This is a genomic window from Streptococcus sp. HMSC067H01, assembly GCF_001814775.1.
Lineage (GTDB): Bacteria > Bacillota > Bacilli > Lactobacillales > Streptococcaceae > Streptococcus.
The window spans coordinates 37,635-56,184 of the sequence record NZ_KV817777.1 but is presented as its reverse complement, the minus strand read 5'-3'; the positions used below and the strand labels follow the sequence as shown (position 1 = coordinate 56,184).

The 18,550-nt window shown below is 41.6% G+C and carries 30 protein-coding genes; all 30 read right to left on the bottom strand.

Annotation, left to right across the window (positions count from 1 at the left end; genetic code table 11):
* The 30 genes from rplO to HMPREF2987_RS01100 all read right to left on the bottom strand — a co-directional run bounded on the left by rplO (position 1) and on the right by HMPREF2987_RS01100 (position 18,550).
* A complete protein-coding gene (rplO, locus tag HMPREF2987_RS01235) occupies positions 1-441 on the bottom strand; it encodes a 50S ribosomal protein L15 (RefSeq protein WP_000766078.1) in 441 nt (146 codons plus the stop codon).
* A 146-nt stretch (positions 442-587) separates the two neighbouring features.
* Positions 588-770: a 50S ribosomal protein L30 gene (gene rpmD, locus HMPREF2987_RS01230; RefSeq protein WP_000057241.1), complete on the bottom strand. Its 183-nt coding sequence runs from the start codon at positions 768-770 to the stop codon at positions 588-590.
* Between the two features lie 13 nt (positions 771-783).
* Positions 784-1,278, bottom strand: coding sequence for a 30S ribosomal protein S5 (gene rpsE, locus HMPREF2987_RS01225; protein ID WP_061863917.1), 495 nt, complete (start codon positions 1,276-1,278; stop codon positions 784-786).
* A 17-nt stretch (positions 1,279-1,295) separates the two neighbouring features.
* Positions 1,296-1,652, bottom strand: coding sequence for a 50S ribosomal protein L18 (rplR, locus tag HMPREF2987_RS01220; RefSeq protein ID WP_000624044.1), 357 nt, complete (start codon positions 1,650-1,652; stop codon positions 1,296-1,298).
* An 82-nt stretch (positions 1,653-1,734) separates the two neighbouring features.
* Positions 1,735-2,271, bottom strand: a complete 537-nt coding sequence (gene rplF, locus HMPREF2987_RS01215) for a 50S ribosomal protein L6 (protein WP_075228995.1) — start codon at positions 2,269-2,271, stop codon at positions 1,735-1,737.
* A gap of 188 nt (positions 2,272-2,459) precedes the next feature.
* On the bottom strand, positions 2,460-2,858 hold the full coding sequence (gene rpsH / locus HMPREF2987_RS01210; RefSeq protein ID WP_000245504.1) for a 30S ribosomal protein S8: 399 nt from the start codon (positions 2,856-2,858) through the stop codon (positions 2,460-2,462).
* 212 nt (positions 2,859-3,070) lie between these two features.
* Complete coding sequence (locus HMPREF2987_RS01205) at positions 3,071-3,256, bottom strand: type Z 30S ribosomal protein S14 (RefSeq protein WP_001085697.1); 186 nt, start codon at positions 3,254-3,256, stop codon at positions 3,071-3,073.
* 17 nt (positions 3,257-3,273) lie between these two features.
* Positions 3,274-3,816, bottom strand: a complete 543-nt coding sequence (rplE, locus tag HMPREF2987_RS01200; protein WP_000013542.1) for a 50S ribosomal protein L5 — start codon at positions 3,814-3,816, stop codon at positions 3,274-3,276.
* Between the two features lie 23 nt (positions 3,817-3,839).
* Positions 3,840-4,145 carry a 50S ribosomal protein L24 gene (rplX, locus tag HMPREF2987_RS01195; RefSeq protein ID WP_000497691.1) on the bottom strand — a complete coding sequence of 102 codons (306 nt, stop codon included), beginning with the start codon at positions 4,143-4,145 and terminating at the stop codon, positions 3,840-3,842.
* A 77-nt stretch (positions 4,146-4,222) separates the two neighbouring features.
* Positions 4,223-4,591, bottom strand: coding sequence for a 50S ribosomal protein L14 (rplN, locus tag HMPREF2987_RS01190; RefSeq protein ID WP_000616548.1), 369 nt, complete (start codon positions 4,589-4,591; stop codon positions 4,223-4,225).
* Positions 4,592-4,616: 25 nt separating this feature from the next.
* Positions 4,617-4,877 carry a 30S ribosomal protein S17 gene (gene rpsQ, locus HMPREF2987_RS01185; RefSeq protein WP_000440801.1) on the bottom strand — a complete coding sequence of 87 codons (261 nt, stop codon included), beginning with the start codon at positions 4,875-4,877 and terminating at the stop codon, positions 4,617-4,619.
* A 24-nt stretch (positions 4,878-4,901) separates the two neighbouring features.
* A complete protein-coding gene (gene rpmC / locus HMPREF2987_RS01180) occupies positions 4,902-5,108 on the bottom strand; it encodes a 50S ribosomal protein L29 (protein WP_000772918.1) in 207 nt (68 codons plus the stop codon).
* 9 nt (positions 5,109-5,117) lie between these two features.
* The gene (rplP, locus tag HMPREF2987_RS01175) at positions 5,118-5,531 is read right to left on the bottom strand and encodes a 50S ribosomal protein L16 (protein ID WP_000960948.1); all 414 of its coding nucleotides are present in this window, start codon (positions 5,529-5,531) and stop codon (positions 5,118-5,120) included.
* A 3-nt stretch (positions 5,532-5,534) separates the two neighbouring features.
* Positions 5,535-6,188 (bottom strand): 30S ribosomal protein S3, encoded by a 654-nt coding sequence (gene rpsC / locus HMPREF2987_RS01170; protein WP_000529936.1) that lies wholly within the window; start codon positions 6,186-6,188, stop codon positions 5,535-5,537.
* 12 nt (positions 6,189-6,200) lie between these two features.
* On the bottom strand, positions 6,201-6,545 hold the full coding sequence (rplV, locus tag HMPREF2987_RS01165; protein ID WP_000818137.1) for a 50S ribosomal protein L22: 345 nt from the start codon (positions 6,543-6,545) through the stop codon (positions 6,201-6,203).
* 11 nt (positions 6,546-6,556) lie between these two features.
* Entirely contained in the window at positions 6,557-6,838 is a 282-nt protein-coding gene (gene rpsS / locus HMPREF2987_RS01160; RefSeq protein ID WP_000533766.1) for a 30S ribosomal protein S19, read from the bottom strand.
* Positions 6,839-6,942: 104 nt separating this feature from the next.
* The gene (gene rplB / locus HMPREF2987_RS01155; protein ID WP_075228994.1) at positions 6,943-7,776 is read right to left on the bottom strand and encodes a 50S ribosomal protein L2; all 834 of its coding nucleotides are present in this window, start codon (positions 7,774-7,776) and stop codon (positions 6,943-6,945) included.
* A 17-nt stretch (positions 7,777-7,793) separates the two neighbouring features.
* Positions 7,794-8,090 (bottom strand): 50S ribosomal protein L23, encoded by a 297-nt coding sequence (locus HMPREF2987_RS01150; protein WP_075228993.1) that lies wholly within the window; start codon positions 8,088-8,090, stop codon positions 7,794-7,796.
* Positions 8,090-8,713: a 50S ribosomal protein L4 gene (rplD, locus tag HMPREF2987_RS01145; RefSeq protein ID WP_000024549.1), complete on the bottom strand. Its 624-nt coding sequence runs from the start codon at positions 8,711-8,713 to the stop codon at positions 8,090-8,092. Before rplD ends, HMPREF2987_RS01150 begins: the two co-directional genes overlap by 1 nt.
* 24 nt (positions 8,714-8,737) lie before the next feature.
* Complete coding sequence (gene rplC / locus HMPREF2987_RS01140; protein ID WP_000160197.1) at positions 8,738-9,364, bottom strand: 50S ribosomal protein L3; 627 nt, start codon at positions 9,362-9,364, stop codon at positions 8,738-8,740.
* Positions 9,365-9,580: 216 nt separating this feature from the next.
* Positions 9,581-9,889 (bottom strand): 30S ribosomal protein S10, encoded by a 309-nt coding sequence (gene rpsJ, locus HMPREF2987_RS01135; protein ID WP_003009585.1) that lies wholly within the window; start codon positions 9,887-9,889, stop codon positions 9,581-9,583.
* 264 nt (positions 9,890-10,153) lie between these two features.
* Positions 10,154-10,777, bottom strand: coding sequence for a uridine kinase family protein (locus HMPREF2987_RS01130; RefSeq protein ID WP_075228992.1), 624 nt, complete (start codon positions 10,775-10,777; stop codon positions 10,154-10,156).
* Complete coding sequence (gene nrdG, locus HMPREF2987_RS01125) at positions 10,774-11,370, bottom strand: anaerobic ribonucleoside-triphosphate reductase activating protein (RefSeq protein ID WP_075228991.1); 597 nt, start codon at positions 11,368-11,370, stop codon at positions 10,774-10,776. The genes HMPREF2987_RS01130 and nrdG overlap by 4 nt, the downstream gene beginning before the upstream one ends.
* Before the next feature lie 5 nt (positions 11,371-11,375).
* Positions 11,376-11,876 (bottom strand): GNAT family N-acetyltransferase, encoded by a 501-nt coding sequence (locus HMPREF2987_RS01120; RefSeq protein WP_075228990.1) that lies wholly within the window; start codon positions 11,874-11,876, stop codon positions 11,376-11,378.
* A gap of 37 nt (positions 11,877-11,913) precedes the next feature.
* Positions 11,914-12,054 carry a hypothetical protein gene (locus tag HMPREF2987_RS10575; RefSeq protein ID WP_000521609.1) on the bottom strand — a complete coding sequence of 47 codons (141 nt, stop codon included), beginning with the start codon at positions 12,052-12,054 and terminating at the stop codon, positions 11,914-11,916.
* An 11-nt stretch (positions 12,055-12,065) separates the two neighbouring features.
* Positions 12,066-14,273, bottom strand: a complete 2,208-nt coding sequence (gene nrdD, locus HMPREF2987_RS01115; protein ID WP_075228989.1) for an anaerobic ribonucleoside-triphosphate reductase — start codon at positions 14,271-14,273, stop codon at positions 12,066-12,068.
* A 118-nt stretch (positions 14,274-14,391) separates the two neighbouring features.
* Positions 14,392-15,945 (bottom strand): damage-inducible protein CinA, encoded by a 1,554-nt coding sequence (locus HMPREF2987_RS01110; RefSeq protein WP_075228988.1) that lies wholly within the window; start codon positions 15,943-15,945, stop codon positions 14,392-14,394.
* Positions 15,946-15,989: 44 nt separating this feature from the next.
* Positions 15,990-16,124 carry a hypothetical protein gene (locus HMPREF2987_RS11195; RefSeq protein ID WP_257374856.1) on the bottom strand — a complete coding sequence of 45 codons (135 nt, stop codon included), beginning with the start codon at positions 16,122-16,124 and terminating at the stop codon, positions 15,990-15,992.
* A gap of 88 nt (positions 16,125-16,212) precedes the next feature.
* Positions 16,213-18,129, bottom strand: coding sequence for a tRNA uridine-5-carboxymethylaminomethyl(34) synthesis enzyme MnmG (gene mnmG / locus HMPREF2987_RS01105; protein ID WP_075228987.1), 1,917 nt, complete (start codon positions 18,127-18,129; stop codon positions 16,213-16,215).
* A complete protein-coding gene (locus tag HMPREF2987_RS01100; RefSeq protein ID WP_075228986.1) occupies positions 18,119-18,550 on the bottom strand; it encodes an NUDIX hydrolase in 432 nt (143 codons plus the stop codon). The genes mnmG and HMPREF2987_RS01100 overlap by 11 nt, the downstream gene beginning before the upstream one ends.

The following is an 18,550-nucleotide window of genomic DNA, read 5'->3' as shown; positions in this document are numbered from 1 at the left end:
TTAGATGACTTCTACTGAACCACCTTTAGCAGTGATAGCTTCTTCAGCTGATTTAGAGAATTTAGCTGCTTTCACAGACAATTTCTTAGTCAACTCACCGTTACCAAGGATTTTGATACCTGATTTTTCAGCTTTAACAATTCCTGCTTCGATAAGAACAACTGGAGTTACTTCTGCACCATCTTCAAAGACGTTCAATTGGTCAAGGTTAACAATTGCGTATTCTTTAGCGTTGATGTTAGTGAATCCACGTTTTGGAAGACGACGGAACAATGGAGTTTGTCCACCCTCAAAACCAAGGCGAACTCCGCCACCGCTACGAGCTTTTTGACCTTTTTGACCACGTCCAGATGTTTTACCGTTACCTGATGAAGTACCACGACCAACACGGTTACGAGTTTTACGAGAACCTTCTGCAGGTTTCAATTCATGAAGTTTCATTATATATTTTCTCCTCTTTTGTAAAATGCTAGCGCCGATAAGAGAGAAAAGGTTGTCTCTCTTATCAACTCGCCTATACCTTTGTCATCAAAGATGACTATATCTAGTTTTAGGGGATGGTATACTGCACATCCCCTAACATTTAATTAGTTTACTTCTTCAACTGTTACCAAGTGAGATACTGCAGTGATCATACCACGGATTGCAGCGTTATCTTCTTTAATAACAGAGCTGTTCAATTTGCCAAGTCCAAGTGCTACAACAGTTTTACGTTGTGATGGAATGCGTCCGATTGGAGACTTAGTCAAAGTAATTTTAATTTGAGCCATTTTATCCCCTTTCTTATGCCAAATCAGAAACTGAGATACCACGAAGGGCAGCAACTTCTTCAGCGCGTTTCAATTGTTTCAAACCTTCAACAGTTGCGCGAACAATGTTGATTGGAGTATTTGAGCCAAGAGATTTAGATGTAACATCAGCTACACCTGCCAACTCGATAACGGCACGAACAGCACCACCAGCGGCAACTCCAGAACCTTCTACAGCAGGTTTCAACAATACTTTAGCTCCACCGAATTCTGAAATAACTTCGTGTGGGATTGTTGTTCCAACCATAGGAACTTCGATCAAGTTTTTCTTAGCATCTTCTACTGCTTTGCGGATTGCTTCTGGAACTTCTTGAGCTTTACCAGTACCAAATCCTACGCGACCGTTGTGGTCACCAACGACTACAAGAGCTGCGAAACGAAGACGACGTCCACCTTTAACAACTTTTGTAACACGGTTGACAGCAACTACGCGTTCTTCAAATTCAACTGCATTGTCTTTAAATGCCATTTTCTAGTGTCCTCCTATTAGAATTTCAATCCGTTTTCACGAGCTGCATCAGCCAAAGCTTTCACACGTCCGTGATATAGATATCCACCGCGGTCGAACACCACTTCTGAAATACCTTTAGCGTTTGCACGTTCTGCAACGAGTTTACCGACAGCAACGGCTTGTTCAGTTTTTGTTCCTTTTGAAACTTCTTTGTCAAGAGTTGAAGCACTTGCGAGCGTTACACCCGCTACGTCATCAATAACTTGAGCGTAGATGCCTGTATTAGAACGGAATACGTTCAAACGTGGGCGATCAGCAGTTCCAGAGAGTTTTCCGCGAACGCGACGGTGGCGTTTTTGGCGGAGTTTGTTTTTATCTGGTTTAGAAATCACAGTTTTCACCTCTTTAGTTTTAATTGTGTGCTATGCACAAAGTTGGAAAATAGCTTGGTGGTTGATATTCAACCACTCAAGATTATTTACCTGTTTTACCTTCTTTAAGACGAACGTATTCGCCAACGTAACGGATACCTTTACCTTTATAAGGTTCTGGTGAGCGAAGGCTACGTACGTAAGCAGCTGTTTGACCAACTACTTCTTTTGAAATTCCGCTGATAACAATGTTTGTTGGGTTTGGAAGTTCAAAAGTAATTCCTTCTGGAGCTTCAACTTCATCTGGATGAGATTTACCAACAGCCAAGACAAGTTTGTTTCCTTGAAGTTGTGCACGGTAACCAACCCCACGCATTTCAAGTTGTTTCTTGAATCCTTCTGATACACCAACAACCATGTTGTTCAAAAGGGCACGAGTAGTTCCGTGGATAGTTTTCATTTCTTTTGAATCGTTTGGACGGTGAAGAGTTACTTCAGTACCTTCCACACGGATTTCAATATCTTTTGAGAACTCACGAGTAAGTTCTCCTTTAGATCCTTTTACAGTTACTACGTTGTCGTTATTGATGATTTCAACACCAGCAGGCAACACGATAACTTTATTACCAATACGTGACATGTTTTTATTCTCCTGTTAAATTGTCAGGCCATAACGGCCAGTTTTCACGGGGGCTAAATCGATTTCTCGATTTAAAGGAACATTTAGGTTTCAATTTCAAAGTGAATCTAGGCATCGTCTCGCAGGCATAACTTTAGGTTAGGCAAGAGACGATAACGAAGAGTCACAAAGAAATTGGGAACTAAATATTACCAAACGTAAGCGATAACTTCTCCACCAACATTCTTTTGGCGAGCTTCTTTATCAGTAAGCAATCCTTCTGAAGTTGAAAGGATAGCAATTCCAAGTCCGTTAAGGACTTTTGGAAGATCTTCACGTTTTTTGTAGACACGAAGTCCTGGTTTAGAAACACGTTTCAAGTTAGTGATAACTTTTTCACCGTTTGGTCCGTATTTAAGGAATACACGGATGATGCCTTGTTTGTCATCTTCGATGATTTCAACGTTTTTTACAAAACCTTCGCGTTTAAGGATTTCAGCAATCCCTTTTTTGATGTTTGATGCAGGTACTTCAAGTACTTCGTGTTTTGCTTGGTTAGCGTTACGAATACGAGTTAGGAAGTCTGCGATTGGGTCAGTCATAACCATTTTATTTTTCTCCTCTTACTAGTAGTTTGCAAGTTGCACTTGCTAGTTAATGATTGAGCTGGGCTCAGATAGTATTGACACATTCAAACAAGATAATCTCATTTGAACACGAGCTACAACCTGGGCAAAAAAGATAGATTTGTCTTGGAGCATCGCTCCTGCACCAAATCTCCTATTTTTGCTGGGGTTGTTACGCTCTTTGTATCATGATATTACCAAGATGCTTTTGTTACACCAGGAATTTGTCCTTTGTAAGCTAATTCACGGAAGCAAACACGGCAAAGTTTAAATTTGCGGTAAACTGAATGTGGACGACCACATTTTTCACAACGAGTATAAGCTTGAGTAGAGAACTTCGCTGGACGTTTGTTCTTAGCAATCATTGATTTTTTAGCCATTAGATTTACCTCCTATATTATTTTGCAAAAGGCATTCCAAGGCCTGTAAGCAATGCACGTGACTCTTCGTCAGTGTTAGCAGTAGTTACGATAACGATGTCAAGACCACGAGTTTTGTCAACGTCATCAAAGTTGATTTCTGGGAAGATCAATTGTTCTTTCACACCAAGAGTGTAGTTTCCACGTCCATCAAATGATTTTGTAGGAACACCGTGGAAGTCACGTACACGTGGAAGTGAAACTGAAACCAATTTGTCCAAGAATTCGTACATACGTTCACCACGAAGGGTAACTTTTGCACCGATCGCAACACCTTCACGAAGACGGAAGCCGGCGATTGATTTTTTAGCTTTAGTGATAAGTGGTTTTTGACCTGAGATAAGCGCCAATTCTTCAGCAGCTTTTTCAAGGCTTTTAGCGTTTGATACAGCTTCACCAACACCCATGTTCAAAACGATCTTATCTACTTTAGGAACAGCCATCACTGATGAGTAGTTGAATTGTTCTGTCAAAGCAGGAACTACTTCATTAAGATATTTTTCTTTTAAACGATTTGCCATTATACTTCTCCTTTCCTTCGTGATTAATCAAGCACTTCGCCTGATTTTTTGTTGTAGCGAACTTTTTTACCGTCTACAAATTTGTAACCAACACGACCAGCTACACCATTTTTGTCCAATACTTGAACGTTTGATACGTGGATAGCTGCTTCTTTCTCGATGATACCACCTTGAGGAAGCTCGTTAGTTGGACGTTGGTGTTTCTTAACGATGTTAACACCTTCAACGATAACTTTGTTTACTTTTGGAAGGGCAGTAAGGACAACAGCTTCTGTTCCCTTATCTTTACCAGCGATTACGCGAACTTTGTCGCCTTTTTTTACAAACATTAGGTTTCTCCTTGATTTTTCTTACGCCCATAAGGGCACCCTAGCTTAAAGCTAGGGGACTAGTTTGTTTCTAAAAATTAAAGTACTTCTGGAGCAAGTGACACGATCTTCATGAAGCCACCTTCACGCAATTCACGTGCAACTGGGCCAAAGATACGTGTTCCGCGAGGAGTTTTGTCTTCACGGATGATAACTGCTGCGTTTTCGTCAAACTTGATGTATGAACCATCAGCACGACGAGCACCTGATTTAGTACGAACGATAACTGCTTTAACAACGTCACCTTTTTTAACCGCACCACCAGGAGTAGCTTGTTTTACAGATGCCACAATAACATCACCGATGTTCGCAAATTTACGTTTAGAACCACCAAGAACTTTGATAGTCAAGATTTCGCGTGCACCGCTGTTGTCTGCGACTTTCAAACGAGTTTCTGTTTGAATCATTTCAGTTTTCTCCTTTCAGGTTTGATTAGATGATGACCGCTTCTTCAACAACTTCTACAAGACGGAAACGTTTTGTAGCTGAAAGCGGGCGAGTTTCCATGATACGTACGATATCGCCTTCTTTGGCAACATTGTTTTCATCATGAGCTTTGTATTTTTTAGAGTAGTTAATACGTTTACCATAGACTGGGTGGTTACGTTTTGTTTCAACTACAACTGTGATTGTCTTGTCCATTTTGTCAGATACAACACGTCCAACAAGAACTTTACGATTATTGCGTTCCATTGAAATTTCTCCTTCCCTAGTCTATTATTTCGCTTCAGATTGAACTGTTTTAATGCGAGCGATTTGTTTTTTAACTTCTTTCAAGCGAGCTGTTTGTTCCAATTGACCAGTAGCAGCTTGGAAACGAAGTTCAAACAATTCTTTTTTCAATTCGTTTTCGCGCTTCGCGAGTTCTTCTTGAGAAAGACCACGAAGTTCTTTAACAAATTCTTTTACTTCATTAAGTTTCATGCCTTCTCCTTATTCTGCTTCACGTTTTACGAATTTACATTTAACTGGCAATTTGTGGCTTGCAAGACGAAGTGCTTCGCGAGCGATCTCTTCAGATACACCAGCAACTTCAAACATTACTTTACCACGTTTAACTGGTGCTACCCAACCTTCAGGTGCCCCTTTACCAGATCCCATACGAACCCCGATAGCTTTTGCTGTGTATGATTTGTGTGGGAAGATTTTAATCCAAACTTTACCACCACGTTTCATGTAACGAGTCATGGCGATACGAGCAGCTTCGATTTGGCGGTTAGTGATCCAGTGGCTAGTTGTAGCTTGAAGACCGTATTCACCGAATGCTACTTCTTTTCCACCTTTAGCTTCACCGCGCATTTTACCACGGAATTCACGACGGTGTTTAACACGTTTAGGTACTAACATTGGTTATTTACCTCCTTTAGTGTTTTTACGAGCTGGAAGAACTTCACCACGGTAGATCCATACTTTAACACCAAGTTTACCGTATGTAGTGTCTGCTTCTTCCCAAGCATAATCGATATCTGCACGAAGTGTGTGAAGTGGAACAGTTCCTTCAGAGTATCCCTCAGCACGGGCGATATCTGCACCGTTCAAACGACCTGATACTTGAGTTTTGATTCCTTTAGCTCCAGCACGCATTGCACGTTGGATTGCTTGTTTTTGTGCACGACGGAAAGCAACACGTTGCTCCAATTGACGAGCAATTCCTTCACCAACAAGGTGAGCATCCAAATCAGGTTGTTTGATTTCGATGATGTTGATGTGTACTTGTTTTCCAGTCAATTTGTTAAGTTTAGCACGAAGCGCATCAACGTTAGCACCACCTTTACCGATAACCATACCTGGTTTAGCAGTGTGAAGTGAAACGTTAACTTTGTTTACTGCGCGTTCGATTTCAATAGTTGAAACAGCTGCGTCAGCAAGTTCTTTTTGAACGAATTTACGGATTGCAAGATCTTCATGAAGGTAATCCGCGTATTCTTTTTCAGCATACCATTTGGCATCCCAATCACGGATGATGCCGACACGCATACCAATTGGATGTACTTTTTGACCCACGATTTTACCTCCTTATTTTTCTGCAACAGCTACAGTGATGTGAGCTGTACGTTTGTTGATTGGTGAAGCTGAACCTTTCGCACGTGGACGGAAACGTTTCATAGTTGGTCCTTCGTTTGCGAATGCTTCAGATACTACCAAGTTAGCTTTATCCAAACCAAAGTTGTTTTCAGCGTTAGCTACAGCTGAGTTCAAAACTTTCAAGATGATTTCAGCAGCTTTGTTTGGAGTGAATGTCAAAATTGCGATTGCATCGGCTACGCTTTTACCACGGATGTTGTCAAGAACAAGACGTGATTTACGAGGTGAAACACGTACTGTACGAGCCATTGCTTTAGCTGAAGTAATTTCTGCCATTTATGTTCTCCTTATTTTCTACGTGTTTTCTTGTCGTCTGCAGCGTGACCTTTGTAAGTACGAGTTGGTGCAAATTCACCAAGTTTGTGACCTACCATGTCTTCTTGGATGTAAACAGGTACGTGTTTACGTCCATCATAAACTGCGATAGTATAACCAATGAAACTTGGGAAAATCGTTGAACGACGTGACCAAGTTTTAATAACTTTTTTCTTTTCGTCATTAGCTTGAGCTTCAACTTTTTTCATCAAATGCTCATCGACGAAAGGTCCTTTTTTAAGACTGCGTCCCATTTTTATGTTTTCTCCTTTAAATGTTGTACCACAGCGGCTTGCGCTCTCAAGGAGCGCTACCGAGCTGGCGGAATGTCCTAGTTGCTTAAGCGACTAGTTTTAAATTATTTCTCGTTGCGACGACGAACGATAAGTTTGTCAGATTTCGCTTTCTTGTTACGAGTTTTAAGACCAAGAGCAGGTTTGCCCCATGGAGTTGATGGTGCTTTACGACCAACTGGTGCTTTACCTTCACCACCACCGTGTGGGTGATCGTTAGGGTTCATTACAGAACCACGAACTGTTGGACGGATACCTTTCCAACGGCTGCGTCCTGCTTTACCAAGGTTAACAAGTCCATGTTGTTCGTTTCCGACAACACCAACTGTTGCACGACAAGTTCCAAGAATCATACGAACTTCGCCTGATTGAAGACGAACAAGAACATATTTACCTTCTTGACCCAATACTTGAGCAGAAGCTCCAGCAGCACGAACCAATTCACCACCACGACCTGGTTTCAACTCAATGTTGTGAACCAAAGTACCAACTGGGATGTTAGCAAGTGGAAGAGCGTTACCTACTTTGATATCAGCTTCAGGACCTGAAACGATACGTTGACCAACTTCAAGACCTTTTGGAGCGATAATGTAAGCTTTCACACCGTCAGTGTAGTGTACAAGAGCGATGTTTGCAGAACGGTTTGGATCGTACTCGATAGTTTTAACAACTGCTTCAACGTTATCTTTGTTACGTTTGAAGTCAACCAAACGGTAGAAACGTTTGTGTCCGCCACCGTGGTGACGAACAGTGATGCGACCGTTGTTGTTACGACCAGCCTGTTTCTTCAAAGCAACAAGCAAAGATTTCTCAGGTGTGCTTGTTGTGATTTCAGCGAAATCCAAAGAAGTCATATTACGGCGACCGTTTGTTGTTGGTTTATAAACACGAATTCCCACGATATTTCCTCCTTAGATTATTCAGCTTCAGCAGCGAACAACTCGATTGCTTTTGAATCAGCTGTAAGTGTGATGATAGCTTTTTTAGTTTTGTTAGTAAAACCAGTGTAGCGTCCAACACGTTTAGCTTTTGGTTTTACGTTGATTGTGTTAACATTTGCAACTTTAACACCTTCGAATGAAGCTTCAACAGCTTGTTTAATCAAAAGTTTGTGTGCACGAGTGTCAACTTCAAATACATATTTCCCTGCTTCAAGTTGAGCCATTGAGCTTTCAGTGATAACAGGTTTTTTGATAACATCATACAAATTCATTATGCAAGAACCTCCTCGATTTTAGAGATAGCTGCTTGAGTAACAAGAAGTTTGTCACTATTTGCGATGTCAAGAACACTTGCAGTTGTAGCAGTCGCAACTTTCACATTTGGAAGGTTACGAGCTGAGAGAGCTGCGAATTCGTTTCCTTCTTCAAGAATAACAAGGACTTTAGAATCGATGCTCAAAGCTGCAAGAACTTTTGCAAATTCAGCAGTTTTTGGAGCTGTAAATTCAAGAGAATCAACGGCTACAAATTTATTTTCAGCAACTTTTTCTGAGTAAACAGATTTAAGTGCAAGGCGACGAACTTTTTGAGGAAGTTTGTACGCATAGCTACGTGGAGTTGGTCCGAAGACAATTCCACCACCACGCCATTGTGGAGAGCGGATAGAACCTTGACGAGCACGTCCAGTTCCTTTTTGACGCCATGGTTTGCGTCCGCCACCTGAAACGGCTGAACGGTTTTTAACAGCGTGAGTTCCTTGACGAAGGCTAGCACGTTGGCTGATGATGACATCAAACACAACAGATTGGTTTGGTTCGATACCAAAGATTGCATCGTTAAGAACAACTTCGCCCGCTTGTTTACCAGTTTGGTCGAATAATGTTACATTTGCCATTTTGACTGTATTCCCCTTTCCTTATTATTTACCAGCTTTAACTGCTGATTTGATAGTGATAAGAGATTTCTTAGCACCTGGTACGTTACCTTTGATAAGGATAACGTTCTTTTCTGGAACAACTTGTACAACTTCAAGGTTTTGAATTGTTACGCGGTCGCCACCCATACGTCCTGCAAGGTTTTTACCTTTGAATACGCGGTTAGGTGCAACAGGTCCCATAGAACCTGGACGACGGTGGTAACGAGAACCGTGAGCCATTGGTCCACGTGATTGTCCGTGGCGTTTGATAACACCTTGGAAACCTTTACCTTTAGAAGTACCAGTTACATCAACAACGTCTCCAGCTGCGAATGTTTCAACAGTGATTTCAGCACCAACTTCCAAGCCTTCAACGTTTTTGAATTCACGAATGAAGCGCTTAGGAGCCGTGTTAGCTTTTGCTACATGTCCTTTAGCAGGTTTGTTGCTCAATACTTCGCGTTTGTCATCGAAACCAACTTGGATAGCGTTGTATCCGTCTGTTTCAACAGTTTTAACTTGAAGAACAACGTTTGGAGTTGCTTCAATAACTGTTACAGGGATCAATTCGCCAGCTTCAGTGAAGATTTGAGTCATTCCCACTTTTTTCCCTAAGATTCCTTTTGTCATGAGAAAATAGTTCCTTTTCTATATTTTTTATTCAAAAAGTTTTTAACGAGCGTTTTTTATGCTCAAGTCTAAGATACAAAGGGCGTCAAACTCAAAGTGAAAATAGGAAACTGACGCAGTGTCTTGCAGACACTAGGAAGTTTATCTTTTTCACACCGAGTTTAGCCCGTGTTCAATTCAATTGAAACACCAGCTTTTGCTCTTTTATATTTTAGATTAAAGTTTGATTTCTACGTTTACACCACTTGGAAGATCCAATTTCATCAAAGCGTCAACTGTTTTTTGAGTTGGGTTGATGATGTCGATCAAACGTTTGTGTGTACGCATTTCGAATTGTTCGCGAGAGTCTTTATATTTGTGAGTCGCACGAATAATTGTGTAGAGGCTACGTTCAGTTGGAAGTGGGATTGGACCCGCAACTTGTGCACCTGTACGAGTAGCTGATTCTACGATTTTTGCAGCCGCTGTGTCAAGCGTACGGTGTTCGTAAGCTTTCAAACGGATACGGATTTTTTTGTTTGCCATCTTTTTCTCCTTTTCGTCTATTTAAGATAATAGGCTAGCTCCACAAGAAAACCGACGCGCGTTGCGTGGCAATGCAACCGAGCGTGTCGCAACCTCTTGCATCAAAGCTAAAGCTGTAATTTACAGCACCATAATAGAATAACACAAAGCCCCTGCGATTGCAAGGGATTTGACAGGTTTTTTTAAATTTTTTAGATGAAACTGTTTTCTTATTCCATTTTAATAAATTTTCATATTTAAGTGCTAGATTATCTGTCTTTTCTTCTATATAATGTTAGTTTTAATTTGAAATTTATCATCTGATTGATCTACCAAGATATCAGCTCTTGACTCGGTTTCTTTATAGTATTGTAGATACTGCTCTCGTCTCATCTGCTGACTAGCTAATATAAAGGATGCATCGCGATTTCTCACAGTCGTATCTCGAGCTAGTCGTCTCTTTAATTCAGTCTCCTCATCCGTGTAGAAACAAATGGTTTTGTCAAAGAGTTCCTTGGGTAGAAAACCTACAGACATTCCTTCGACTATCAGAATTGGTTTTGCTCCCGATAAGATCTCACTAGCCTTCCAAGGTTCTTCTATTGTCAAGACATCCATACTCGCTTGCAGAGCAAGAATATCTCTTTGTAAACTTGCCAGCTCATGTGCTACCGGTAAACATGCTGTCACCTTTTGGTCTGGTGTCTTTTTAGGTACCACTAAATGTCGTCCCGAAGTAATGTAGGGATCTGTCTCTAGTAAATTTACCTTTTGGGAATCAAGTTCTTGGTACAATTCTTGAGCAAAAGTTGATTTTCCTGAAGTCCCATGGCCGTAGATACCCAGTGTTTTTACTTTTCCAGTTTCTATCTCTGAAACCAGTTGTTCTATTAAGTCTTTTTTCTTCATTCTCTCTTCACCTGTTCATAGCTTTCTTTTCCATCGTTAAGCTTGTCCCAAATGACTACCTTTCCACTTTGGAGAGACTTTTGCACATCGATAATCCGTTGGTTGGAAGAGCCACGGAACTGAAGCATGAGATTACGCTTACTTTTATCATAGCGACCATCTACCAGGATATCAATCAGGGATAAAAATTCTAGTTTATCAGGCGTCTCCAACATCATTTCTTCCCAGGTGTAGCCTGTCCAAGACCAGATGTCTTTTTCTGGCAATTCCTTTCGAATGCGTTTTACAAGGGGCAAAAGAATACCTGTATTGAGGAATGGCTCTCCTCCTAGCAAGGTCAAGCCTTGAACATAGGGCTGGGCTAAGTCTGCCATGATTTGTTCTTCCAATTCTGGCGTATAAGGAATTCCTGCATTGAAAGACCAGGTCGCTACATTGTAGCAACCTTCACAGTGAAACATACAGCCTGCTACATAGAGAGAATTGCGCACCCCTTCTCCATCGACAAAGTTAAAAGCCTTATAGTCAATGATACGCCCTTGACTAAGCTCTTCACTCTTCCACTCGCCAGGTTTTGGTGTATTCCATGTCATGCTTTCTACTCCAACTCTATCCAGTAGCGCTCCGTTCCATTTCGAACATCCTCCAACTCTCCACCATTAGCTAAGATAACAGCTCGGCTGGCAGGATTTTCTGCGCTACAAGTCACAAGTGCTCGTTTGATATTCTTTTCTTTAGCAACTTGCAGACCTTGATGGAGAGCTTCCTTGGCGTAGCCCTTGCCTCTTTCGGAAGGGCGGATAGAATAGCCAATATGTCCACCTTCCTCCAACAAATAGTCATTGAGACGCAATCGAAGGTTGAGGAATCCAACTGCTTTACCATCTTTTGCAAAAGCAACTAACTGAATATCAGGCACCCACCCTTCAGGCAAATTAATCCCCATTTCATGATTCTGATTACTTTCCAACCACTCTTCATAAACAAAATTCTCAACATCCCAAAATCCGCCATCGTGGGCTGATTGAGTCTGTTCAAACTCTACCATCATCTCTAAAACTGTTTCTTTGTCTGCAAATGTTGGTCTGCGTAGTATCATCTTTACCTCCAACTAAGAGAAAAGCGAGAGCGGACTCTCACTTTTTCTTATTCTTATTTAAAAATTGCTCTCTTAGGCTAGCCACTCGGTCTTTTTTATTTCCTCCACCTTTTGAATGTTTCTCGTGGAACCGTTGAACCAAGGCCTTACCCTTATCGTCTAATTGATATTTTCCCATTCTATTTCTTTCTAACTTCTTACTTCATGTCCTGCTGTTTTAATAGTAGAACCGTTCATGTGTTTCACACGCGCAGCAATTTCCTTGTGGCGCCCATTAACCATCGGACGCGCTTGTGGGTTCCCAAGATAGCCACAGGTTCGTTTAACCACGTCTACTGTTTTAGGATCACTATTGCCACAGTTAGGACACGCAAATCCTCTCTCGGTAGGTTCAAAATCTCCTTCAAAATCACACTTGTAACAGCGGTCGATCGGAGTATTAGTTCCGAGATAACCTACTCGATCATAAGCATAGTCCCAAACAGCTTCCAAGGCCTTTGGATTTTGTTGAAGAACTGGATATTCACAGTAGTGGATAAAGCCACCTGACGCACCCGCTTCTGGGTAGACTTTCTCAAAGTCCAATTTTTCAAAAGGAGTTGGATTTTTACGCACATCATAATGGAAGGAATTTGTGTAGTACTCTTTATCTGTGATGTCTGGAATAGAACCAAATTTCTCTGTGTCCAAACGACAGAAACGATCCGTTAAACTTTCAGATGGTGTTGAGTAGATTGAGAAGTGGTAACCGTATTGGTCTGACCACTCTTCTACTCGATGTTTCATGTCTCGAATGATATCAAGGGTGAACTCTTTAGCTTCTGGATTGGTTTCCCAATTGTTGCCAAAGAATACTGTCGCTACTTCATAAAGTCCAATGTAGCCAAGCGAAACTGTGGCACGTCTATTCTTAAAGAGCTCGTCGACACTTTCTTCTTTACCAAGACGACGGCCAAAAGCTCCGTATTGATAAAGGATAGGAGCATTAGCTGGAGTGGCTTCCTTGGTTCTTTCCACACGATAAACTAGAGCATCTTCAGCGATATTCATGCGCTCGTTGAAGATTTCCCAGAACTTGTTCAGGTCGCCTTCAGACTCGAGGGCGATACGAGGAAGATTGACCGTTACCACACCTAGGTTCATACGGCCAGAGTTAACTTCAACTCCATTTTCATCCTTCCATCCTTGAAGGAATGAACGGCATCCCATCGGAACCTTGAAAGAACCTGTCAACTCGACAATCTTATCGTAAGACAAGACATCTGGGTACATGCGCTTGGTTGCACACTCGAGAGCCAATTGTTTAATATCGTAGTTAGGAGAACCTTCCTCTAAGTTAAGACCTCTTTTAAGAGTAAAGATAAGTTTCGGGAAGATGGCTGTACGGTGTTCTGAACCAAGCCCCTTGATACGAATATTCAAGATAGCCTTTTGAATTTCACGTTCAAAACGATTGGTTCCTAGACCGAAACCAAGAGAAGTAAAAGGTGTTTGTCCATTTGATGTAAAGAGGGTGTTAATCTCGTACTCTAGAGATTGCATGGCATCATAAATGTCTTTTTGAGTTTTCTTCCAAGCGTACTCCTCACGCTTGTCAGGTAGGACCCATTCCTCAGCATCTTTAAGGTGTTTTTGGTAATTTTTCTCTGCATAAGGAGCCAAAACTTCATCTATACGGTCTGCCGAACAGCCTCCATACTGACTTGATGCAACGTTGGCGATGATTTGTGATATCTGCGCTGTCGCAGTTTGGATAGATTTGGGGCTTTCTACCTCAGCATTCCCAATCTTAAAACCATTTTCCAACATGCCCTTGAAATCAATCAGACAGCAGTTGGTCATCGGGGTGTAAGGGCTATAGTCCAAATCGTGATAGTGGATATCCCCTTTTTGGTGGGCATTAGCCACATGCTTAGGAAGCATTTGAAGACCGATTGATTTCCCAACAATCCCCGCTGTCAAATCACGCTGGGTATTAAAAACATCACTATCTTTATTAGCATTCTCATTGACAACTGCCTGGTCTTTGTTGAGAAGTTTATGGATACTGAAGTTGATATCTGTTGCTTTTGAGCGCTCAAAATCCCTTTGAGTTCGATAAGTGATATATTCCTCTGCTAAGGCATATTCTTTGGCTTCCAATAACTCGTGCTCTACGATATTTTGGATTTCATAGATTTTTACACCTTGAGGAAAGCGACTATGAATCTCTTCTACAATACGTTCAACTAGAGTATTAAGACGCTTTTCTACCAAGGGGGTTACATCCATGACTTTTTCCGCAGCCTTATGCAAGGCTTTGTCAATCTTGTCTACATCAAAAATGACGCGTCTGCCGTCACGCTTTTCGACGAATAAGGTTGGATCAGGGTTTGTTTTCTCTTCTAATACAATCATATCCAGGCTCTTTTCTAAAACTAGTATCTAAAAAGTATTATATCACTAAAAAAATAAAAATCAATATCTTGTGTTAAAAAATAAAATTTTTTTAAAATTACACAAGATATTGATTGTTTTATTTTAATTTGTAAAGTTTAAAGTCTTTGAATTCACTTTGAACTGGTTGATATCTTTCTGCTAGAAGCTGTTCTACTTCCGTCCAGAGGGCTGTTTTTGTATTGACCACAATCACTTTAGGCTGATTATCACGTAAATCATTGACAAGTTTGCTACGATTTGCATCAAGGCCAGTATATAATTTTGGTGATAGCAACTGACTAGCCGCTAAACGTTCACTAGTCTTATAACCATTAGTAAGATCATCCCATATATAAATACGATCTGTTGCCTGTGTTTGTCCTTTAACCGTAGTTTCTATACGAGTTCGTTCTTGATATTGTTCCGAGTGAAGGACATAGCGCGCTACTAGAGGGGCCAAGAATAGGTAAGCAAGGGCCAAGATAGGCAGGTAAACATTTCCTTTGAGGAAGATTGCCCATACTGAAGGGGCTTCGCTATATCTTCTACTACGACTCACTCCCTCTGCATTATTGGCACGAATTCGAGTCAATAACAAAATGGACATGAAAGGAAGCAACTCAGCTAGACGACTGCCATGGATCGGTTCGGTAGAGAAAATTTCCAAGCCTAGTGATAGTACAAGAGCAAGCGCAGCAAATATAGATAGGACGTATTGCTTGCTTGGTTTAGACTGGAAAAAGCCTGCAAACACAAGGGTCAATCCTCCGAGACCGATTGCTAATAATCCATAAAAGAGGAGATTATCTAGCAGACCTGGGTTGGACATAAAATTCAAACTATCAATTGGATAGAGAATTTGACTAATAGCACTCCCGAAGCTCCCTTTATAAACTGTGTAGTAACCGATTGGATAAAAGAAGAGTGAAAATCCTAGACAAATCGCAAGAAATTGATAAAAGCCACGAGCCAAGTAGCCGCGTCCGATATTAAAGGCTAGTAAGGCTAAAAACAAGACAAGAGTATATAGAACTGTGACTAGAGGCGCCAAGAAGAAGGCAAGCGCCAAACTCATCCCGATACGCAAGAAACCTTTATCATGATTAGATTCTGCCAAATAGGTTGTGACGAAGTTTAGGGCGTAGAATAAAAATGGAAGGGCAAGAATTGTGGCATAGCCACCACCAAAGCTAAGACCTCCCGCAAGAAGGTAAAAAATCGTCAATACTTGTCGAGACTGCTCGTCCTCTTTCGTCAAGTCATAGGTTGAACGGAAAAGAAAAATTCCAGCGCCCACTAAAGCAAGCCAATTAAAGGTCGCAAATAAAAGGCTACCTTTAGCTAGATACTGTAGGAAATAATAGAGGAGACCACTCGTTCCAAAATAGTCTGTGTAGATTTCTCCACCTTGGTGCATGGCCCATCCAATATAGAAATCCTGAGCCTGCTCTGGACTGGTCAATCCTAGCACAAAAGGAAGAACTACAGATACAAGTACCGCTAAAGTGCTCCAAATTAAGATTTTAAACAATGGTAAGCGAGCAGATTGTCGTGTTTCAAACTCTTCTCGCTCCTCTCCCCCAGCTGAATTTTCTTGATTTCCAGTCCAAGTTGGAGTTGGTTCGTCTTCTAATCTGCCATATACGTTCATTCATTCTCTCCTAGATTTTGATTTGTTCTAGTATATCAAAAAGTCTAGTTCTTGTCAGCCTGCTGAGGACATTTATTCAGCTTTTTATAGAGACTAGCGAAGCGTTCAATCTCATAAAAACGGTGAAAAGACGCCTTTTTATAGGCTTCTAAAAAATTTTTTTCTTCTACTGTTATCATCTCTTCTCCTTTTCTCTTTATTCGAAAAAAAGAGAAGCAATCTATTAAAAAAACTGAATTCCCTAAAAGAGAATTCAGCACTTTGTCTTTAGTCAGCCTTTTTTTCTAAATTTTTTGAAATACTACGATTTTTACCTTCAAGATACACCATCAAAATAGAAATATCTGCTGGGTTTACTCCCGAAATACGGCTGGCTTGGCCGATGGTTTCTGGATTGATGAGTTTGAACTTCTGGCGAGCTTCTGTCGCAATGGAATCAATGTCATCCCAGTCGATGTTGGCTGGAATGCGTTTTTCTTCCATGCGTTTCATCTTGGCAACCTGATCCATGGCTTTTGAGATATAGCCTTCGTACTTGATCTCTGTTTCAATCAGTTCGATAATCTTGTCATCCAATTCTTCAGCAGCAGGTCCGATGAAAGCCACCACATCTTGGTAAGAGACTTCTGGGCGACGAAGGAATTCCTTGGCTGTCACCGCATCTGTCAACGGCTTGAATCCCATCGCTTCAACCTTAGCATTGGTTTCCTTGACTGGCTTAAGTTTGATGCTGTCTAGACGCTTCATCTCATTGTCAAATTGATTTTTCTTGATTTCAAAACGAGCCCAACGTTCATCGTCAACAAGACCAATCTCGCGCCCCATCTCAGTCAAACGCATATCGGCATTGTCATGACGGAGGATGAGTCGGTATTCTGCACGACTAGTTAACAGACGGTAAGGTTCAATGGTACCCTTAGTTACCAAGTCATCAATCATCACTCCGATATAACCGTCACTTCGTTTTAGAATTAACTCAGGCTTGCCTTGGATTTTCAGCGCTGCGTTGATACCCGCGATAATCCCTTGGCCTGCTGCCTCTTCATATCCAGATGTACCATTTGTTTGACCAGCTGTGAAAAGTCCTGAGATTTTCTTGGTTTCCAGAGTTGCACGCAATTGATGAGGCAAGACCATGTCGTACTCAATGGCATAACCAGTTCGCATCATTTCTGCATTTTCCAAACCTTTGATAGAATGAACCAGATCACGCTGGACATCCTCAGGAAGGCTAGTTGAAAGTCCCTGGACATAAACTTCCTCTGTATTGCGACCTTCTGGCTCAAGGAAGAGTTGATGGCGTTCCTTGTCCGCAAAGCGAACAATCTTATCCTCAATCGACGGACAATAGCGAGGCCCCACTCCCTTGACCACGCCTGTAAACATAGGCGCGCGGTGGAGGTTATTCTGGATAATCTCATGACTGGTACCATTGGTATAGGTCAACCAGCACGGCACTTGATCTTTGACATAATCTTCATCACGTGAAGTGTAAGAGAAGTGATTTGGTGTTTCATCTCCTGGCTGAATCTCTGTCACATCATAGTTGATAGAGGAAGCCTTGACACGTGGAGGCGTTCCTGTCTTGAAACGACCGATTTCAAGTCCAAGTTCCTTGAGATTATCAGCTAGGTTAATAGAAGCCAGACTGTGGTTTGGACCTGATGAATACTTGAGATCTCCGATGATGATTTCCCCACGGAGGGCTGTTCCTGTGGTCACGATAACAGCCTTGGCAGCATATTCCTGATGGGTAGCTGTACGAACACCGACAACCTTGCCTTCTTCCACCAAAATCTCATCAATCATGGTTTGACGAAGGGTCAGATTCTCTTGGTTTTCAACGGTTTTGCGCATCTCTTTAGAGTAAAGTTCCTTATCAGCCTGCGCACGAAGGGCACGGACAGCTGGTCCCTTCCCAGTGTTGAGCATCTTCATCTGGATGTAACTCTTGTCAATGGTCTTAGCCATCTCGCCACCAAGGGCATCTACCTCACGCACGACAATCCCCTTGGCAGAACCACCAATAGACGGATTACATGGCATGAAAGCCAACATTTCAATGTTGATAGTCGCAAGCAAGACCTTGCAACCCATACGGCTCGCAGCTAGGGAAGCTTCAACCCCCGCATGTCCCGCACCGATTACAATAATATCATATTCTTCCGTAAAATTATAAGTCATTTCTTAACCTTTCAAAAATTTCTCGCAAATAAGGAACTAACTTCTCCTCCTCTAGAGCTTGAGCCATAGTAACCCATTTAAAGAGCGTATGCTCTTCAGGATCCAATCTGATAATTGGCTTCTCCCCAACCCACTCTGCTTTATAAACTAAGCGAGTAAAGACAGTATCCTTAGAGGTATCCAGTTGACTATCTTCGTGAAGAAGCTTGAGCGAACTGCTGTCTAGCCTAACTCCCGCTTCTTCAACACATTCTCTAAGAGCTCCATCTCGCGGAAGTTCACCCTTTTCAACCCCGCCACCAGGAATATCCCAGTAAGTTGGATAAACGTTGGGTTGTCCTCTTTTAATTTCCGAACGCTGAATGAGCAAATAATCACCACCACTATGAACAAGCACATGGGCAATAAGCTTAACCATCAT

Bases quoted from the DNA above. Each gene is read 5' to 3' on its own strand.
- rpsQ (WP_000440801.1), bottom strand. From the start codon at position 4,877: ATGGAACGCAATAATCGTAAAGTTCTTGTTGGACGTGTTGTATCTGAC.
- HMPREF2987_RS01110 (WP_075228988.1), bottom strand. From the start codon at position 15,945: ATGAACGTATATGGCAGATTAGAAGACGAACCAACTCCAACTTGGACT.
- HMPREF2987_RS01130 (WP_075228992.1), bottom strand. From the start codon at position 10,777: ATGAAGAAAAAAGACTTAATAGAACAACTGGTTTCAGAGATAGAAACT.
- HMPREF2987_RS01150 (WP_075228993.1), bottom strand. From the start codon at position 8,090: ATGAATTTGTATGATGTTATCAAAAAACCTGTTATCACTGAAAGCTCA.
- nrdG (WP_075228991.1), bottom strand. From the start codon at position 11,370: ATGACATGGAATACACCAAAACCTGGCGAGTGGAAGAGTGAAGAGCTT.
- rplN (WP_000616548.1), bottom strand. From the start codon at position 4,591: ATGATTCAAACAGAAACTCGTTTGAAAGTCGCAGACAACAGCGGTGCA.
- rplV (WP_000818137.1), bottom strand. From the start codon at position 6,545: ATGGCAGAAATTACTTCAGCTAAAGCAATGGCTCGTACAGTACGTGTT.
- rpsS (WP_000533766.1), bottom strand. From the start codon at position 6,838: ATGGGACGCAGTCTTAAAAAAGGACCTTTCGTCGATGAGCATTTGATG.
- HMPREF2987_RS01205 (WP_001085697.1), bottom strand. From the start codon at position 3,256: ATGGCTAAAAAATCAATGATTGCTAAGAACAAACGTCCAGCGAAGTTC.
- rplF (WP_075228995.1), bottom strand. From the start codon at position 2,271: ATGTCACGTATTGGTAATAAAGTTATCGTGTTGCCTGCTGGTGTTGAA.
- rplP (WP_000960948.1), bottom strand. From the start codon at position 5,531: ATGTTAGTACCTAAACGTGTTAAACACCGTCGTGAATTCCGTGGTAAA.
- rpsE (WP_061863917.1), bottom strand. From the start codon at position 1,278: ATGGCATTTAAAGACAATGCAGTTGAATTTGAAGAACGCGTAGTTGCT.
- HMPREF2987_RS11195 (WP_257374856.1), bottom strand. From the start codon at position 16,124: ATGATAACAGTAGAAGAAAAAAATTTTTTAGAAGCCTATAAAAAGGCG.
- HMPREF2987_RS01100 (WP_075228986.1), bottom strand. From the start codon at position 18,550: ATGATGGTTAAGCTTATTGCCCATGTGCTTGTTCATAGTGGTGGTGAT.
- rplX (WP_000497691.1), bottom strand. From the start codon at position 4,145: ATGTTTGTAAAAAAAGGCGACAAAGTTCGCGTAATCGCTGGTAAAGAT.
- rpmD (WP_000057241.1), bottom strand. From the start codon at position 770: ATGGCTCAAATTAAAATTACTTTGACTAAGTCTCCAATCGGACGCATT.
- rpsJ (WP_003009585.1), bottom strand. From the start codon at position 9,889: ATGGCAAACAAAAAAATCCGTATCCGTTTGAAAGCTTACGAACACCGT.
- rplD (WP_000024549.1), bottom strand. From the start codon at position 8,713: ATGGCAAATGTAACATTATTCGACCAAACTGGTAAACAAGCGGGCGAA.
- HMPREF2987_RS10575 (WP_000521609.1), bottom strand. From the start codon at position 12,054: ATGGGAAAATATCAATTAGACGATAAGGGTAAGGCCTTGGTTCAACGG.
- rplE (WP_000013542.1), bottom strand. From the start codon at position 3,816: ATGGCAAATCGTTTAAAAGAAAAATATCTTAATGAAGTAGTTCCTGCT.
- rplC (WP_000160197.1), bottom strand. From the start codon at position 9,364: ATGACAAAAGGAATCTTAGGGAAAAAAGTGGGAATGACTCAAATCTTC.
- rpsH (WP_000245504.1), bottom strand. From the start codon at position 2,858: ATGGTTATGACTGACCCAATCGCAGACTTCCTAACTCGTATTCGTAAC.
- rpmC (WP_000772918.1), bottom strand. From the start codon at position 5,108: ATGAAACTTAATGAAGTAAAAGAATTTGTTAAAGAACTTCGTGGTCTT.
- rplO (WP_000766078.1), bottom strand. From the start codon at position 441: ATGAAACTTCATGAATTGAAACCTGCAGAAGGTTCTCGTAAAACTCGT.
- HMPREF2987_RS01120 (WP_075228990.1), bottom strand. From the start codon at position 11,876: ATGATACTACGCAGACCAACATTTGCAGACAAAGAAACAGTTTTAGAG.
- mnmG (WP_075228987.1), bottom strand. From the start codon at position 18,129: ATGACTTATAATTTTACGGAAGAATATGATATTATTGTAATCGGTGCG.
- nrdD (WP_075228989.1), bottom strand. From the start codon at position 14,273: ATGATTGTATTAGAAGAGAAAACAAACCCTGATCCAACCTTATTCGTC.